Here is a 17,467-nt window from a genome sequence, read left to right as displayed (position 1 = left end):
TCTTATATTCCTTCAACCAAATTAAGAGAGTACAAAGTAGCGGAACTTTCTGTTTGGAAAATATGACAAATATCAAGGATTATCAAGGAAATACCGCCTGTACTAATGAAAATTCCCACTGCAGTTTTCCTATCTTTGTTTGTATATGAATGAAAACCTGGATCCTACGGCAGATCGTTTTTCTCAGGAAGAACTGGATATTGAAAGGGCACTGCGGCCGGTAACCTTTGATGATTTTACCGGACAGGCACAGGTGCTTGAAAACCTGAAAATTTTTGTACAGGCTGCCAATCAAAGAGAAGAAGCCCTGGACCATACTTTACTGCACGGTCCCCCTGGCCTAGGGAAAACCACCCTGGCTCACATCCTCGCAAACGAATTAGGGGTGGGGCTGAAAGTGACCTCCGGCCCCGTACTGGATAAACCGGGAGACCTGGCGGGCTTACTGACCAACCTTGAACCCAGGGATGTCTTATTTATAGATGAGATCCACAGACTTAGTCCTATTGTTGAAGAATACCTGTATTCGGCAATGGAAGACTACAAAATCGATATAATGATCGAGACCGGGCCCAACGCCAGGTCTGTACAAATCCATTTAAACCCCTTTACCCTGGTGGGTGCTACCACCCGATCCGGTTTGCTCACGGCACCTATGCGGGCGCGATTCGGAATTTCCAGTCGCCTGGAGTATTACAACACGGAACTGTTGTCAACCATTGTACAGCGGAGTGCTGAGATACTAAAAGTGCCCATAACCGAAGATGCTGCTATTGAAATTGCGGGCAGAAGCCGGGGAACCCCAAGGATCTGTAATGCCCTGTTGAGGCGGATTCGGGATTTTGCACAAATCAAGGGAAATGGAAATATAGACATGGAGATTTCCCGATTTGGCCTGAAAGCACTGAATGTGGATGCCTACGGTCTGGATGAAATGGATAATAAAATTCTGGCAACCATTATAGATAAATTCAAGGGCGGCCCCGTGGGGATTACGACCCTGGCAACTGCAGTATCGGAAAATGCAGAGACCATTGAAGAGGTTTATGAACCCTTCCTGATTCAACAGGGGTTTATTATGAGGACGCCCAGAGGACGGGAAGTAACTGAACTGGCGTACAAACACCTGGGGCGGATCCCGGGCGGTTCCCAGAAGGGCCTTTTTAGTGGAGAAGGATTAGCAAACTGATACTGTGAACTCCAAATCGCCAAAAACGAAATCAGACCCCGCAAATACCGTCGGAAACCTAACATCACTTCAGAGTGTTTCGGCGCTCACCGTTTTCAGGAACCGCAAAAGGATCCTGGCTAACCCGCTGCCTTTTCACCATGAAAATTTTGAAAAATACGGGGATACTTTCAAAGTGGATATCGGTCCAAAAAGCAAGGTCATTTTTACCAGGGATGCGGGGATTATACAGCACATTCTGCAAAAGAATCATCGCAATTATTCCAAATCCCAGCTGCAAACCCGGGATGTGGCCAAGTATATAGGTAAAGGCCTTTTGACCAGTGAAGGAGATTTCTGGAGGAGACACCGCAAGATGATACAACCGGCATTCCACAAGCAAAAACTGCAACTGCTCTTTGATCGGATGTTGGATGCTATTACAAATGAGCTCGGCCGTATCCCGGAAAACCAGATGGCTGACATCTTTCCATATATGAGCCAGTTGGCTTTTCAGGTGGTGGCCCAGTCCCTGTTTCAGACCCCTAACCTGAGGGAAGATATGAACCGGCTCCAGGATATTGCTCAGGAAAACCAGCAGATGCTGATTCAGGAAATGCGTCAACCCTATTTTAAATGGTGGTTCCGGCTGTCCGGGAAAATATCCAGCCAACTTAAAATGACTGCTGAAGCCCGCAATATCCTGAAGCGGTTGATCGAAAACAGGATGCAGACAGACCAGCGAAAGGGAGACTTGCTGGATATGCTGCTGGAAGCCCGCTATGAAGATGGAACCGGGATGAGCATTACGCAGTTAATTGATGAGGTTTTTATCCTTTTTACGGCAGGCCATGAAACCACCGCCAATGCCCTAAGTTTTACTTTTCACCTTCTGGCAACCCACCCGGAGATCCAGCAACAGGTATTTGATGAGGTTTCCGAACAGGAGTTTGAGCGCGGTAACCTGATGCAGACCCTCCAGGGCCTGAGCTACACCCAGCAGTGCATAGAGGAAGCCCTGCGTCTATATCCGCCGGCATATGTAATTGACAGGGTTTCACTTTCAGAGGATACCATAGGGGGTAATCCATTTAAAAAAGGGACAACCTGGTTAATGAGCTTATACGAATTACACCGCCACGAGGATTTATGGGACAATCCTCAGCAGTTTGACCCGTCTCGATTCGAAAAAAACCGGGCTAAGCAATATTCACATCAGTACTTTCCCTTTGGAGCAGGTCCGAGGATGTGTATCGGGAATAATTTCGCCATGTACGAAATGGTGTTGACGGTAGGTTGGTTCATTCGAAAATATCAAGTACATGCCGAACAGAATACTTTAAAAATAAACCCTTTGATATCTCTGAAGCCCGGAGCGGTCCGGTTGCGAATGGAACCGAGAAACTCCTTATAATCACTCGCATTTTAATCAAATCGGCAGACGAGACCACCAAAAAATGAATGTTGTGAAATCCATTGAGAGGCATACCCGGATTATCAAGGAGGAGGCAAAACGTTTGGGATTTCTTTCCTGTGGTATTTCCAGAGCGGAATTTCTCGAGGAGGAAGCCCCCCGTCTTGAGGCCTGGCTGAAGCAGGGTATGCAGGGCGAAATGTCCTATATGGAAAATCATTTTGATAAACGGCTGGATCCGCGCAAACTGGTGCCCGGAGCCCGTTCCGTGGTTTCCCTCTTGCTGAACTACTATCCGGAAGAACAACAAAATCCTGAGTCTTATAAAATCTCGAAATACGCCTATGGAACGGATTACCATTTTGTGATTAAAGCAAAATTAAAGGAAATGCTGGCTACCCTTCAGGATGAAATCGGGCAGGTACACGGCAGGGCATTTGTAGACTCCGCTCCGGTTCTCGACAAAGCCTGGGCCGCCCGCAGTGGCCTTGGGTGGATCGGAAAACACTCCAACTTGCTTACCCGGCAGGTAGGGTCATTTTATTTTATTGCCGAATTGATCCTGGACCTGGAATTGGAATATGACCATCCCGTAACCGATCATTGCGGGAGTTGTACCGCCTGTATGGATGCCTGTCCCACACAGGCAATAGTCGCTCCTTATGTAGTAGACGGAAGCAAATGTATTTCGTATTTCACCATTGAGTTAAAAAATGAAATTCCTAAGTCGGTAAAAGGCCAATTTGACGATTGGATTTTTGGATGTGACGTTTGCCAGGATGTGTGTCCCTGGAACCGCTTCTCAAAACCACACAGGGAACCTTTGTTTAATGCCCGTCCGGAATTACTGGAGATGGACAAAAAGGACTGGGAAGAGATAACGGAAGAGGTGTTCCGCCAGGTTTTTCGGAAATCTGCAGTTAAAAGGACCAAATGGAGCGGGCTTAAAAGAAATATAGACTTTGTGAAAGAAAAGGGGTCAGGTTGAATACAATTTCAATATATAACGGGGGTTACACCCACCCTGGTGGCTGAAACTACCCAACAAACCCGCAAACTCCGATCAGCAGTTAATATTTATTGTTTCAATGTTCGGATCTTCTCCGGTATTTTAGGGAACATCTGATTACAAATTCAAGAAACCCATTACTTTTGTGATACAAACCCACTTGCCATGAGCAAAGAGAAAAAAAGAAGAGAGGCGTTAATCTACCACGCCAAACCACAGCCCGGTAAAATAAAAATTGTTCCTACCAAACCCTACGCCACCCAACGCGATCTGGCACTGGCCTATTCCCCGGGAGTAGCAGAACCCTGCCTGGAAATCAAAAAGGACACCGAACAGGTATATAAGTATACCGCTAAGGGAAATATTGTCGCGGTAATTTCAAACGGTACTGCTGTTCTGGGCCTTGGGGATATTGGTCCTGAGGCTTCCAAGCCGGTGATGGAGGGGAAGAGCCTTTTATTTAAAATTTTTGCCGATATAGATGGGATTGACATTGAGTTGGATACCAAGGACGTAGATAAGTTTGTGGAGACCGTAAAGATTATGGCTCCTACCTTCGGCGGAATCAACCTGGAAGACATTAAGGCGCCGGAAGCCTTTGAAATTGAGCGCCGGTTAAAGGAAGAACTGGACATCCCGGTTATGCACGATGATCAGCACGGCACCGCTATCATTTCGGCCGCTGCACTGCTCAATGCCCTGGAGCTGGCCGGCAAGAAAATGGAAAAAGTTCGCATTGTGATCAGCGGCGCAGGGGCGGCAGCTGTTTCCTGTACACGTCTTTACAAGGCGTTCGGGGCACGTGATGAAAATATAGTGATGCTGGACAGCAAAGGGGTCATCCGATCGGATCGGGAGCATTTATCCACAGAGAAAAAAGAGTTCGCAACCGATCGAAAAATTGACACCCTTGAAGAGGCCGTAAAAGATGCCGATGTGTTTATCGGGCTTTCGATTGCCGATATTCTCTCTACCGCAATGCTGAAGAGCATGGCTAAAAAACCGATTGTCTTTGCGATGGCAAACCCGGACCCGGAAATCAACTACCAGTTAGCCGTGAAAACCCGGAAGGACATAATCATGGCCACAGGCAGGTCTGACCATCCGAACCAGGTGAATAACGTACTCGGTTTTCCATTTATTTTCAGGGGGGCGCTGGATGTACGGGCAACGAAAATAAATGAAGCCATGAAGATGGCAGCCGTGAAGGCACTGGCCAACCTCGCCAAACAACCGGTACCCGAACAGGTAAATATCGCCTATGGAGAAACCCGGCTGACCTTTGGAAAGGAGTACATTATTCCCAAGCCTTTTGATCCCCGGCTGATAGCAGAAATCCCACCGGCTGTTGCCAGGGCAGCCATGGAAAGCGGGGTTGCGAAGGCACCTATTACCGACTGGAAACGCTACAAGGAGGAATTGCTGGCGCGTTCCGGGGATGACAAGAAGGTAATGCGCCTGCTGATGAGCCGCGCAAAGGCCCGGCCCAAAAAGATCGTTTTTGCCGAGGCAGACCAACTGGATGTTTTAAAGGCAGCACAGATCGCCTATGAAGAAAAAATTGCCCATCCGATCTTGCTTGGAAATCGGGTCATTATCGAAACCATGATGAAGGAGCTGGAGTTTGACGCAGACATACCCATCATCGATCAATATGAAACGGCATCCCTTAAAAAACGCGAGCATTATGCCCAGCGTTACTGGGAAGGCCGCAGGCGCAAGGGATCTACCCTCTACAGCGCAAAAAGCCGTATGCGGGAACGCAATTATTTCGGGGCCATGATGGTACTTGAAGGTGATGCAGACGGCATGATCTCCGGATATTCCCGTTCCTATTCTTCAGTGGTCAGGCCTATCTTTGAAGTCATTGGGCGGGCCGGGGAAGTTTCCAAAGCGGCCACGGTGCATATCATGATTACCTCCCGCGGACCACTGTTTTTGGCTGACACCTCGATAAATATTGACCCCACAGCCGAGGAGCTGGCTGAAATTAGCAGAATGACCGCGAATCTGGCACATGCCTTTGGATTTGACCCCGTTATCGCATTGCTGTCTTATGCCAACTTTGGAGCATCTAACCACCCGCATGCCCGGAAAGTTCGGGATGCCATCAGAATATTGCACGAAAAGCATCCTGAAATGGTGGTTGATGGGGAAATCCAGACCGATTATGCACTGAACCGGGAATTACACCAGAGTCAGTTCCCGTTTTCAAAACTGGCCGGGAAAAAAGTGAATACGCTGATTTTCCCTAACCTTGAATCGGCAAATATTACCTATAAGCTGTTGAAGGAATTGCATGCTGCGGATACCATTGGTCCCATAATGCTGGGGCTGCGAAAAGCAGTGCATATTCTGCAAATGGGAGCCAGTGTGGAGGAAATGGTCAATATGACTGCGGTTGCCGTAATTGATGCACAGGAACGGGAAAAGCGTAAATTGGCCAAAAGCAAAGGCAAATCCGGATCGTGGGCATAGCGGGATATACTATTTTAAAGGGAATATATGATACATCACCTCAGAGGAAAGCTTATTGAAAAACATCCTACCCATGTGGTGTTGGAATGTTCCGGGATTGGTTATTTTGTAAACATATCCCTCAATACGTATTCCGCCATCCCGGACCAGGAATCTCTCGCGCTGTACACCCATCTGCAAATACGGGAAGATGCCCACACCCTGTATGGATTCTATACCTCAGCCGAACGGGAGATTTTCCGCTTGCTGCTTTCTGTATCCGGGGTAGGTGCCAGCACGGCCCGGACCATGCTCTCCTCCATGAGCCCGCAACAGGTACGGGATGCCATAGCTACTGAAGATGTCCTTGCTATACAGGCCGTTAAGGGCATTGGTGCCAAAACAGCCCAGCGGGTCATTCTGGACCTAAAAGACAAAATTTTCAAAATCTACGACCTGGGCGAAGTTTCCCACAAATCAGACAATACAAATAAAGAAGAAGCGTTATCTGCATTAGAGGTTCTTGGTTTTACCCGCAAGCAGTCTGAAAAGGCGGTGGATGCGGTGCTGAAACAAGACCCGACCTTAAGCGTGGAGGGCATTATTAAAAACACGCTTAAAAATTTGTAGAAAGTTTGAAAACAGGGGCGTTAGCATTTTTCACATCCTTTTGCAAACCGTTATTTTTCATTTTTTTCCTGCTCTGTTGCTCCCTTTGGAGTATACAGGCTCAGGAAACGGAACTTCCTGAAACCGATTCGGTTCAAACCGGAATCGCTTTGGGGAGACTTAAACTGGAAAATCCGGAAAGCATCGTATCCAAGTACTCCTATGACCCGGAATTAGATAGGTATATCTATACGGAGAAGGTGGGTGAATACGATATCCGCTACCCGGTAATCCTTACTCCGGAACAGTACCTTGAACTGGTGCGAAAGGAAGACATGAAATCTTACTTCAAGGATAAGATAGATGCCTTTTCCGGAAAAAAGGAAGGTAGTGAGGAGGCCCGGAAAAACCTGCTGCCCAACTTCTATGTCAACAACAGTTTTTTTGAAAGTATTTTTGGTGGAAACACTATAGAAGTGATCCCGCAGGGTTCGGTTGCAATGGACCTTGGGGTTATCTGGCAAAAAAATGACAACCCGGCCCTTTCACCACGGAACCGAACCAACCTGGCTTTTGATTTTGACCAGCGAATCAGTCTCAGCATGCTGGGAAAGGTGGGCGAGCGCCTGCAGGTTACAGCCCAATACGACACGGAAGCCACCTTCGACTTTCAAAACCTTATCAAACTGGATTATACCCCAACCGAGGACGATATCATCAGAAAGATCGAAATCGGAAACGTCAATATGCCCTTAAACAGCTCCCTGATTACGGGAGCTCAGAGCCTCTTTGGGGTAAAGACCCAATTGCAGTTTGGTAAAACCACGGTTACTGCAGTATTCTCCGAACAACGCTCACAGAATAATACAGTTGTGGCCCAGGGGGGCGGAACCCTCAATGAATTTGAGCTCACCGCACTGGACTACGACGAAGACCGGCACTTTTTCCTCTCACAGTATTTCAGGGACCGCTATGACCAGGCCCTGGAAGACTACCCGTATATCAGAAGCCAGGTACAAATTACAAGGCTGGAGGTTTGGGTCACCAACCGAAGCCAGCAGACCCTTAACGTTCGGAATATCGTGGGGATACAGGATTTGGGGGAGGCCATTTCTGCACAGACACGGATCGGACGGAATGGGGGTGATCCGGCAGGATTCTTTAATATTTCCGGGGCAAATCCGGAGCTTCCCAGAAACGGGGCCAATGATTACGATCCGGCCCTGATAGGGAATGGCGGGGTGCTCACTGACGATATACGGGACATTGCCACCGTTGATGATGCCTTTCAGATCCCGGGGGGCTACCTGGCCAATCAGGGCTTTGACTATGCATTTCTGGAAAACGCAAGGAAACTGGAACAGGGGCGGGACTACAGTTTCAATTCACAACTGGGCTATATTTCCCTCAACCAGCGATTGAGCAATGATGAGGTCCTGGCTGTTGCCTTCCAGTATACTTTCAACGGAAATGTATACCAGGTAGGGGAATTCGCCAATGGGGGGCTTGATGCAACCACGGTTTCGGGAGGGGTAACACCCATTCTTGAGAACAACACCCTGGTTCTGAAATTGCTTAAGAGCAACATTACCAATGTCACAGACCCGATCTGGGACCTGATGATGAAAAATATATACGCTACCGGCGCCTTTCAGCTGGCTGAGGAGGATTTTAAAATGAACATCCTCTATACCGACCCCACCCCGAGGAACTATATTACGCCGGTTAACCCGAATACCGGCTGGCCGGATATTCCCAAGCCATTGGAAGAACGTATCCTGATCGATGTCTTCAACCTGGACCGCCTCAATGTATACAAGGATGTACAACCGGGAGGGGACGGGTTTTTCGATTTTATACCGGGGATAACCGTTAATACCCAGGGCGGGCAAATCATTTTTACCAAGGTGGAACCTTTTGGGGAATATTTGTTTGAACTGCTGGGTGGCGGGGTTTACGATGTAACTGATGATCAGGGATACAATGAAAACCAGCAGAAGTATGTATTCCGCAACATGTATGCCCAGACCAAGGCCGCTTCCCTTCAGGATGCAGAGAAAAACCGCTTCCGGATACGCGGCCGCTATAAATCCCAAAGCGGCAACGGGATCCCTATCGGGGCCTTCAATGTCCCGCAGGGGTCCGTACGGGTTACAGCCGGGGGCAGGCAATTACAGGAAGGAATTGATTATACGGTGAACTACCAGGCTGGTACCGTCCAGATCCTGGACCCAAGCCTGCAGGCTTCGAATACCCCAATCAATATCTCGGTTGAAAACAATGCGGTATTCGGGCAGCAAACCCGAAGATTTACCGGGGTGAATATAGAACACCAGTTCAATGAGAAATTCGTGCTGGGAGCAACCCTGCTGAACCTGAATGAACGCCCACTGACCCAGAAGGCAAATTTTGGGGTAGAACCTGTTAACAATACAATTTTTGGCTTAAACGGGAACTTTTCAACTGAGGTACCATTCCTGACACGGCTTGCCAACATGTTGCCCAACATAGACACGGACGTGCCCTCCAACGTGTCCCTGAGGGGGGAAGTTGCTTTTTTAAGTCCAAATTCCCCCAAGAACGCGAACTTCCGGGGAGAAACCACTACCTACCTGGACGATTTTGAAGGCGCACAGGCGCTGATCGATATCCGGTCTTCCCTGGGGTGGACCCTGGCCAGTACCCCGCTTGAATTCCTGGATGAAGGAGAGGTGGATCTGGAAACCGGTTACGAACGCGCCAAGATGGCCTGGTATACAATAGACCCTATTTTTTACACAAATCAGCGCCCAGCCGGGGTTACTGATACTGACATTTCCCAGAATGCCACGCGGCGGATTTTTATAGATGAAGTATTCCCGAGGATCGATATTGCTCAGGGGCAGACTACCGTACAGAATACCCTGGATATCGCTTATTATCCCAATCAGAAAGGCCCGTATAACGCAAACCCTGCCTTTGGTTCGGAGACCCCTCAGGAAAAATGGGGCGGGATTATGAGGTCGCTCAGCAGCACTAATTTTGAACAATCCAACGTGGAGTTTGTACAGTTCTGGGTGCTGGATCCTTATGTGGACGGACAGGCAACCGGCCCGGGGGAGCTGGTGATCAACCTGGGAAATATCAGTGAAGACATCTTGCAAGACGGAAGGAAACAGTACGAAAACGGACTTCCCGGACTTAATACCAATGAACTGGTAGCCCCGACCGTATGGGGTCAGGTCCCGGCAACCCAGGCACTTGTTTATGCCTTCGATGCCAATGAGACCAACCGGTCCCTTCAGGATATAGGATTTGATGGCCTGGATGATTCCCAGGAAGCGGCCTCGGGTTACAATGGCCCGGCTGAAGATCCCGCTTTGGATAACTACACCTACTACCTGAATCGCGATGGAGGTATCCTGGAGCGCTATCTGGATTTTAACAATACCGACGGGAATTCTCCCGTAGCCGTTACCAATACCAACAGGGGGAATACCACCCTGCCGGATGTGGAAGATGTAGACAGGGACCTTACCATGAATACGGTAAACAGCTATTACGAGTATCGCATCCCTATACGCCCGGGTATTTCGGTGGATGACCCTTATGTAACGGATATTAAAGAGGGGGTTACCCCAGACCTCCCGAATGGCTCCCAGCTCAACAGGCGCTGGATACAGTATAAAATCCCCCTGACCGATTTTACGGATGCCATCGGGGGCATTACTGATTTCCGTTCCATCAGCTTTATGCGGATGTACCTTACCGGTTTCAACGATCCGGTGGTATTGCGGTTTGCAACCCTGGACCTGGTCCGTGGCGATTGGCGGACCTATACCAAAACCCTGCAAACGGATAATGACAATCCGCAGGATGATGTTACCACCATAGATGTGAATGCTGTCAATATAGAAGAGAACAACGCCCGTATCCCCATCCCTTATGTTTTGCCTCCGGGGGTGTTTCGGGAACAACTCAACAACAACAATACTATTGTACGGCAGAATGAGCAATCCCTTTCGTTTGTGGTCAATAACCTGGAACCACAGGATTCCCGGGGGGTCTTTAAAAATGTCAACATAGACATGCGGCAGTATGAGCGCATCAAAATGTTTTTACATGCGGAAAAGATTGCAGCAACTGACCCATTTTTGGACGGACAGTCCGCCGTTGGATTCCTGCGGATAGGAACGGATTTTTCCGAAAACTTCTACCAGATTGAAGTGCCGCTGGAGTATACAGACTTTTCTGCCATAAGTCCGGAACAGGTCTGGCCGGCTATCAATGAGCTGGATATAGCTCTTGCGGATCTCAATAAGGTAAAATCAGAGGGGATTTCTTCCCAAACGCTTGGGGATATAACCTTTTACGAAATAGTGGACGGTGTCGCCGTACAGGTAAATGAATTTGACCCTCGCCAGCTGGGGCAGATCCGGATCGGGATTCGCGGAAATCCCTCCCTGGGGAGTATCCGGGCCATGATGGTGGGAATCAAAAATATAGACAACGTCCCTTTGCGGACCGAGGTCTGGTTCAATGAGCTGCGGCTTGCAGGGCTCGACAATAACGGAGGATGGGCGGCTGTTGCGGCCATTGATGCGAATATGGCAGATTTTGCAAATGTTTCTGCAACCGGTGCCACCAGTACCTCGGGCTTCGGGGCTATAGACCAGATGCCCAATGAGCGCAGCCGGGAAGATGCTATTTCCTATGATGTAGTTACCAATGTGGAACTCGGGCAGTTATTGCCCAATAAATGGAATTTGCAGATTCCTTTTAATTACGGGATATCCGAGCAACTGATTACCCCGGAATTTGACCCGGTTTACGACGACCTGAAATTACAGGACAGGATAGATGCTGCCGCTACTCAGGATGAGGCAGATGAAATCCTGGAGCAGGCCGAAGACTATACCAAGCGTACCAGTATAAATTTTATAGGGGTGCGCAAGAACAGGGGAGAAGAGGCAGAGGCGAATTTCTTCGACGTGGAGAACTTCACTTTTAATTACTCTTACAATGAAACAGATCACCGGGATTTTGAAATTGCAAACCTGAGGGATCAGAATGTGCAGGCCGGAGTGGTCTACAACCATAATTTCAGGCCGGCCAGTTTTGCCCCGTTTGCCCGTAAAGATTCGCTGTTTATGGGGAACTACTGGCGATGGCTCAAAGAACTGAATTTCAACCTGCTTCCAACCAGTATATCGCTCCAATCCAATATTAACAGGCAGCTGAATCAACAGCGATTCAGGGATGTACTGGAACCGGGGGTGGATAGACTCGAACTCCCGCTTTTACAACAGCGCAATTATCTGTTCAACTGGCAATACGCCCTGAACTATGCACTAACCAAATCCCTGAGGATCAACCTGACCGCATCGAATAACAATATTATAAGGAATTATTACGAGGAGGAAGGGAACCCTTTTTCGAACATCCTTGCGGATCAAACCCTCTGGGAAGGCTTTTTTGACATCGGCGAGCCCAACCGGCACGCCCAGCAGATGCAGCTCAATTATGAATTGCCCCTGAACAAAATCCCCATTTTCGATTTTATTAATGCCCAGTATACCTACACCAGTAACTTTGACTGGCAACGGGGAGGCGACGCCCTGAACCTGGCTGTTGCTAAGGCCCAGAACCCGGGTGTTCCGGATAACCAGCTCACTTTGCCGACCATCAATACCATACAGAACGCCAATACCCATTCCATAACGGCTGCCCTCAGTATGCAACGGCTTTACGACCGGCTGGGGCTGCGCAAACGCGACGGGAAGGTTACCAACCAGATTGCTGCGCCCCGAAGGGACAAGGCGGGCAATACCAAAGGGGAGCCCTCTGGTAAAAGTCCCGGAAAGACCAGCGGCCTTTTCAACACGGCTGTTGATGTGCTTACCATGGTCAAGCGTGTGAATGTGAACTACAGTGAAAATAACGGAACGGTTTTGCCAGGTTATACACAATCTATTGGATTTATTGGCACCACCCGTCCCAGCCTTGGCTTTGTATTCGGAAGCCAGGCAGATATTCGCTATGAGGCGGCAAGGAACGGTTGGCTTACCAGCTTTAATGAGTTTAACGAGCAGTTTATTCGCAGGACCAATAAGCAGCTCAATCTGACTGCCACGGCCCAGCCCGTTCCGGAACTGACCATAGACCTGATCGCGGACCGGCAGTTTTCCAGCAGCCTGCAGGAAAATTTCCGGATTGAAGATGGGGAGTACATCCCGCAAACCCCCAATACTTTTGGCAACTTCAGCATCTCAACCCTGATGATAGGAACGGCCTTTGGCAAGAGCGATGAGTTTGACTCCGAAACCTTTGAAACCTTTAAGGAAAACAGGGTAATAATTGCCAACAGGCTGCTCTCTGACCGTGGTGGTCAGGATGAAGGCCTGGATGCAGATGGCTTCCCGCTTCGATATGGGAAAACCAGCCAGGATGTTTTGTTGCCCGCTTTCTTCGCTGCCTACACAGGGCAGAGTGCAGACCGGGTAAATCTGGATGCCTTCCGGGATATCCCCATTCCCAACTGGAATATCAAGTATACCGGGCTGATGAAAAATAAATGGTTTAAAAAGAAATTTAAGCGGTTCTCCCTCAGTCATGGCTACCGTGCAGCCTACAGCATCAATTCCTTCCAAACCAACCTGGAACGGGATCAGTTACTGCAGGACGGGCAGGCTCCCATCAAGGCAGAAACCCTGGATCTGATGCCTGAAAACATTATTAACAACGTAGTTCTTAACGACCAGTTCAACCCTTTGATCCGGGTAGATTTTGAAATGATGAACTCCCTGAGCGTGCTGGCTGAGGTTCGAACGGACAGGGCCCTCTCCCTGAGTTTTGACAATAACCTGCTTACTGAAATTAACGGAAAGGAATACACCCTGGGGCTGGGGTACCGCTTTAAGGATGTGAAGCTGGTCACCAATATTGGAGGGGAAAAACAACGTCTAAAGGGAGACCTGAATTTAAAGGCAGACATCAGCCTTCGCGACAATATCACCATTATCCGCAATTTGGATATCGACAACAACCAGATTACTTCCGGGCAAAACCTGCTCTCCATTAAATTCACGGCTGACTACGCCCTGAGCAAAAACTTAAATGCCCTTTTCTTCTTTGACCATTCCTTCTCACAATTTGCCGTTTCAACTGCCTTCCCGCAAACCACTATCAACACCGGGTTTACCCTCCGCTATAATTTCGGAAATTAAGAAGCGTACACTATTTATACGTAAAACTGATATCCCTGTTGCCTCCTGTATTAAGGCTGTCTCTGTGGCAATCGAATTTTTTATCCCGGCTTTGGTATCTCAGGCGGGAAAAAGTTACATTTGCTGGACAGAAAAATATAAATCCTATGAATATACCGGCCGAATTAAAGTATACCAAAGACCATGAGTGGGTCCGCTTAGAAGGGGATATCGCTACTGTGGGAATCACGGATTTCGCACAGGGCGAACTCGGAGATATTGTCTATGTTGAAGTTGAGACCCTGGATGAAACCCTGGAGCGGGAAGAGGTGTTTGGAACGGTGGAAGCCGTAAAAACGGTTTCCGACCTGTTTTTGCCTTTAAGCGGGGAAATAGTTGCTTTTAATGAGCTGCTTGAAGACGAGCCCGAAAAAGTCAATGCCGACCCTTACGGAGAAGGCTGGATGGTTCAGATTAAAATCAGTGATCCTGCTGAAGTGGAAGACCTGATGGACGATTCCCAGTACAAGGAATTAATAGGTGCTTAAAGGGTACATATTCACAATATTATTTTTCGGCTGGATGGCGGCCATAACCCTTGCCAGCCTGATGTCTCTTTCAGGACTGGCTGCACCACCCATAGAGATCCCTCACATGGACAAACTGGTACATTTTGTATTCTATTCCACCGCGATGGTTTTAGGCAGTCTGTTTATCTGGGAACAATTCCGGCAGCACATCACGCTGGGCCGAACATTTTTACTGGCATTCGCAGGTCTTTTACTATATGGCATGCTCATTGAAGTACTTCAGGAGGTACTCAGGATGCAACGCAGCGGGGAATGGTGGGATATACTGGCAAATACGACGGGCCTGGTAGCAGGGCTGTTGTTTCTGAGATATCTCTTTTACTGGCGAAAGGCGTTAAAATGGAATGATTAATTGCGTTTTTGACAAATTATTAGTTAAATTAGCGAATATTAAATTCACAAAATCATGGAAATCAAAAAGAACCCGAAGGCCGACCTGAGCAGAAATAGCGGTTTGTATTTCGTTCTGGGATTGGCATTGGTAATGTTGTTGGTGTTTGTCGCTTTTGAGTGGAAAACATATGACGAGGTAAATGATTATGACATCTCCCTGAATGTGGAGGATGCATTGGATGAGGAAGTGCCGATGACGGAGCAGATAAAAACTCCGCCACCGCCACCACCGCCTGCCGCCCCTGAAGTAATCGAGGTGGTAGAGGATGAAGAAGAGGTAGAGGAGACTGTTATTGAGTCTACTGAAACCAGTCAGGAAGAAGAGATTATCGAAGTGGAAGATATTGAAGTGGATGATGTTGACGAAGACATTGACGTTCCCTTTGCCGTAATCGAAGACGTACCGATTTTCCCCGGCTGTGAAAGTGAATCTGACAAAAGAGCTTGTTTTAACGAGATGATGCAGAAGCACATCCGTAAGAATTTCCGATATCCTGAAATTGCACAGGAAATGGGGATTCAGGGAAGGGTAGCTGTTATGTTTACTATTCAGAAAGACGGAAGTATTGGAAACATTCGTATGAGAGGCCCGGATAAGAATCTGGAAGCCGAAGCCATGCGTATTATTCAGAAGCTTCCCAAAATGACCCCCGGGAAACAGAGGGGTCGTCCGGTAAGGGTTCCTTTCAGTATCCCGATTACCTTTAAGCTTCAATAAAATTACAATCCCGACCGCTGGTCGGGATTTTTTTTGCGCTTTTATAAAAAGAGCTCCCTCACCAAAAGTCCGGTTTGCCTGTAAGGATACAGCGATAGCCTAATTAGGGCTTGCCGGAACCTGTTTTTGTTGCGAATTTGTTGGAATAACCAATACAATTCGCACTCATGGAAAAGAAACAAAGTAAAGTCAGGAACACTTCACGTAAAGAGGCGACCCGGTTAAAAGGGCTGGGAACCTTGCATTTTCAGTTGGGTCTGATCCTTTCGATGCTATTTGTGTATGGCGCTTTGGAGTGGGTAGTAGCCCCGAGCCAACCCGGTTTGTATGATCCATTACCTGCCCAATCTGAATTTGCCTACGTTTTTTCCGAACAGGCCCCGGCAGAACAAAAAGAAATAAAGCCTGCTGAGCAGCCAAGGCCGAAAGCCTCTAGCAAAATAGTGGTATCGGAACGAATACCTTTAAAGCCCGCTTCCTTAGCCCGGCCAGACATTACAGCGCCAGCACTCTCTGTGGGCAATGCCTCCGGAACAACTATTGACAATAAAAATACAAGAGCGGTTTTCAGCCTGCATTCGGTGCAGGAACTCCCTGTATTCCCAGGATGTGAAGGGGTTGCACAGGAGGAACAGAGGGCCTGTTTTAATCGAATGATGCGCAGGCATGTTCAAAGGTATTTCCGATATCCCGACCAGGCAGTGGAACTGCAACAGGAAGGCCGGGTTTACGTCGAGTTTATTATTGATGAGACCGGACAGGCAAACCATTTTCGATTAAGAGGCCCCTCTGTACTGCTGGAACAAGAGGCTGGTCGCATTCTGGGGAAGCTGCCTCGGATGCAGCCCGGTAAGATCCGCGGGCTGCCTGTAGCTGTTCGCTACAGCATGCCAATTTCCTTCCAATTGGAATAAGAAACCCTGGTAGAATTTACTATTAGGGCAAAGGTGTATTTTATGCTTCCGGGTTGGATTGCAAGTCGTTGCTGTGTATCTTTGCGGGCCCAAGTAAGGTCAATTTGATGAAATCCGCAGCAGGGACCGTAAAGCCGTCAACTTTTCAAATGGTAATCACCGATTTTAAGGAGATCACCAAAGCCAGGTTAGCCCTGAGTGTGGTCTTTTCGGCCGTGGCGGGATATTTTCTGGGGACTGCTGAAATACAATTTTCCGCCCTCGTACTGCTGGTACTGGGGGGATACTGCATGGTAGGGGCTTCAAATGCCTTCAACCAGGTAATCGAGAAGGACCTGGATGCCAAAATGCACCGAACCAAGAACCGGCCCCTGCCCTCTGGAAGAATGACGGTTGCACAGGCAATGACCATTGCAATAGTGCTTACCCTTACAGGCATCATCTTACTGTATCTGCTAAACCCAAAAACTGCCCTCTTCGGGGCAATTTCCATATTTCTGTATACCTGTGTTTACACCCCTTTAAAGACCATCACTCCGCTCTCTGTTTTTGTAGGTGCCTTTCCCGGGGCAATCCCTTTTATGCTGGGATGGGTTTCGGCCACAAACGATTTCGGCATAGAGCCAGGAACCCTTTTTATGATACAGTTTTTCTGGCAATTCCCCCATTTCTGGGCACTGGGCTGGATGCTGGATGAAGACTACCGAAGGGGAGGCTTTAAAATGTTGCCTACTGGTAAAAAAGATACCGGTACCGCAGTACAAATCATTATGTATACCATTTGGATGATTGTCATTTCCATTATTCCGGTTTTTGGGATAACGGGCCGTTTGCAATTATCCGTTCCGTCAGCAGTCCTGATCTTTTTAATGGGATTGGTTATGCTGTGGTTTGCCCTGAAATTGTATGAAAAAAGGGACCGTATGTCTGCCCGATCCCTGATGCTTAGCAGTGTAACTTATATTAGCCTGATACAAATCATTTACGTAGCCGATAAATACCTTTCATGAA

At 48.2% G+C, this 17,467-nt stretch carries 11 protein-coding genes; all 11 read left to right on the top strand.

What is annotated here, in order from left to right:
- Positions 1 to 145: 145 nt before the first annotated feature.
- Positions 146 to 1,189 carry a Holliday junction branch migration DNA helicase RuvB gene (gene ruvB, locus ACT6NV_RS03725; protein ID WP_445385930.1) on the top strand — a complete coding sequence of 348 codons (1,044 nt, stop codon included), beginning with the start codon at positions 146 to 148 and terminating at the stop codon, positions 1,187 to 1,189.
- Between the two features lie 4 nt (positions 1,190 to 1,193).
- Positions 1,194 to 2,582 (top strand): cytochrome P450, encoded by a 1,389-nt coding sequence (locus ACT6NV_RS03720; protein ID WP_445385929.1) that lies wholly within the window; start codon positions 1,194 to 1,196, stop codon positions 2,580 to 2,582.
- 52 nt (positions 2,583 to 2,634) lie between these two features.
- Entirely contained in the window at positions 2,635 to 3,570 is a 936-nt protein-coding gene (queG, locus tag ACT6NV_RS03715) for a tRNA epoxyqueuosine(34) reductase QueG (RefSeq protein WP_445385928.1), read from the top strand.
- 186 nt (positions 3,571 to 3,756) lie between these two features.
- On the top strand, positions 3,757 to 6,069 hold the full coding sequence (locus ACT6NV_RS03710) for an NADP-dependent malic enzyme (RefSeq protein ID WP_445385927.1): 2,313 nt from the start codon (positions 3,757 to 3,759) through the stop codon (positions 6,067 to 6,069).
- A 27-nt stretch (positions 6,070 to 6,096) separates the two neighbouring features.
- Positions 6,097 to 6,678 carry a Holliday junction branch migration protein RuvA gene (gene ruvA, locus ACT6NV_RS03705; protein ID WP_445385926.1) on the top strand — a complete coding sequence of 194 codons (582 nt, stop codon included), beginning with the start codon at positions 6,097 to 6,099 and terminating at the stop codon, positions 6,676 to 6,678.
- 5 nt (positions 6,679 to 6,683) lie between these two features.
- Complete coding sequence (gene sov / locus ACT6NV_RS03700; protein WP_445385925.1) at positions 6,684 to 13,862, top strand: T9SS outer membrane translocon Sov/SprA; 7,179 nt, start codon at positions 6,684 to 6,686, stop codon at positions 13,860 to 13,862.
- A gap of 146 nt (positions 13,863 to 14,008) precedes the next feature.
- Positions 14,009 to 14,389, top strand: coding sequence for a glycine cleavage system protein GcvH (gcvH, locus tag ACT6NV_RS03695; RefSeq protein ID WP_445385924.1), 381 nt, complete (start codon positions 14,009 to 14,011; stop codon positions 14,387 to 14,389).
- Between the two features lie 34 nt (positions 14,390 to 14,423).
- Entirely contained in the window at positions 14,424 to 14,783 is a 360-nt protein-coding gene (locus ACT6NV_RS03690) for a VanZ family protein (RefSeq protein ID WP_445385923.1), read from the top strand.
- Positions 14,784 to 14,837: 54 nt separating this feature from the next.
- Positions 14,838 to 15,542 carry an energy transducer TonB gene (locus ACT6NV_RS03685; protein WP_445385922.1) on the top strand — a complete coding sequence of 235 codons (705 nt, stop codon included), beginning with the start codon at positions 14,838 to 14,840 and terminating at the stop codon, positions 15,540 to 15,542.
- Positions 15,543 to 15,709: 167 nt separating this feature from the next.
- The gene (locus tag ACT6NV_RS03680; RefSeq protein WP_445385921.1) at positions 15,710 to 16,456 is read left to right on the top strand and encodes an energy transducer TonB; all 747 of its coding nucleotides are present in this window, start codon (positions 15,710 to 15,712) and stop codon (positions 16,454 to 16,456) included.
- Between the two features lie 107 nt (positions 16,457 to 16,563).
- The gene (cyoE, locus tag ACT6NV_RS03675) at positions 16,564 to 17,466 is read left to right on the top strand and encodes a heme o synthase (RefSeq protein WP_445385920.1); all 903 of its coding nucleotides are present in this window, start codon (positions 16,564 to 16,566) and stop codon (positions 17,464 to 17,466) included.
- The last annotated feature ends 1 nt before the right edge of the window (position 17,467 follow it).

It is taken from the genome of Robiginitalea insularis (assembly GCF_052497835.1).
This window is presented reverse-complemented; position numbering and strand designations above follow the sequence as displayed.

Excerpts from the sequence above, each read along its gene's own strand:
- ruvB (WP_445385930.1), top strand. The coding sequence starts at position 146 with ATGAATGAAAACCTGGATCCTACGGCAGATCGTTTTTCTCAGGAAGAA.
- ACT6NV_RS03690 (WP_445385923.1), top strand. The coding sequence starts at position 14,424 with ATGGCGGCCATAACCCTTGCCAGCCTGATGTCTCTTTCAGGACTGGCT.
- cyoE (WP_445385920.1), top strand. The coding sequence starts at position 16,564 with ATGAAATCCGCAGCAGGGACCGTAAAGCCGTCAACTTTTCAAATGGTA.
- ACT6NV_RS03685 (WP_445385922.1), top strand. The coding sequence starts at position 14,838 with ATGGAAATCAAAAAGAACCCGAAGGCCGACCTGAGCAGAAATAGCGGT.
- ACT6NV_RS03680 (WP_445385921.1), top strand. The coding sequence starts at position 15,710 with ATGGAAAAGAAACAAAGTAAAGTCAGGAACACTTCACGTAAAGAGGCG.
- gcvH (WP_445385924.1), top strand. The coding sequence starts at position 14,009 with ATGAATATACCGGCCGAATTAAAGTATACCAAAGACCATGAGTGGGTC.
- ACT6NV_RS03710 (WP_445385927.1), top strand. The coding sequence starts at position 3,757 with ATGAGCAAAGAGAAAAAAAGAAGAGAGGCGTTAATCTACCACGCCAAA.
- ruvA (WP_445385926.1), top strand. The coding sequence starts at position 6,097 with ATGATACATCACCTCAGAGGAAAGCTTATTGAAAAACATCCTACCCAT.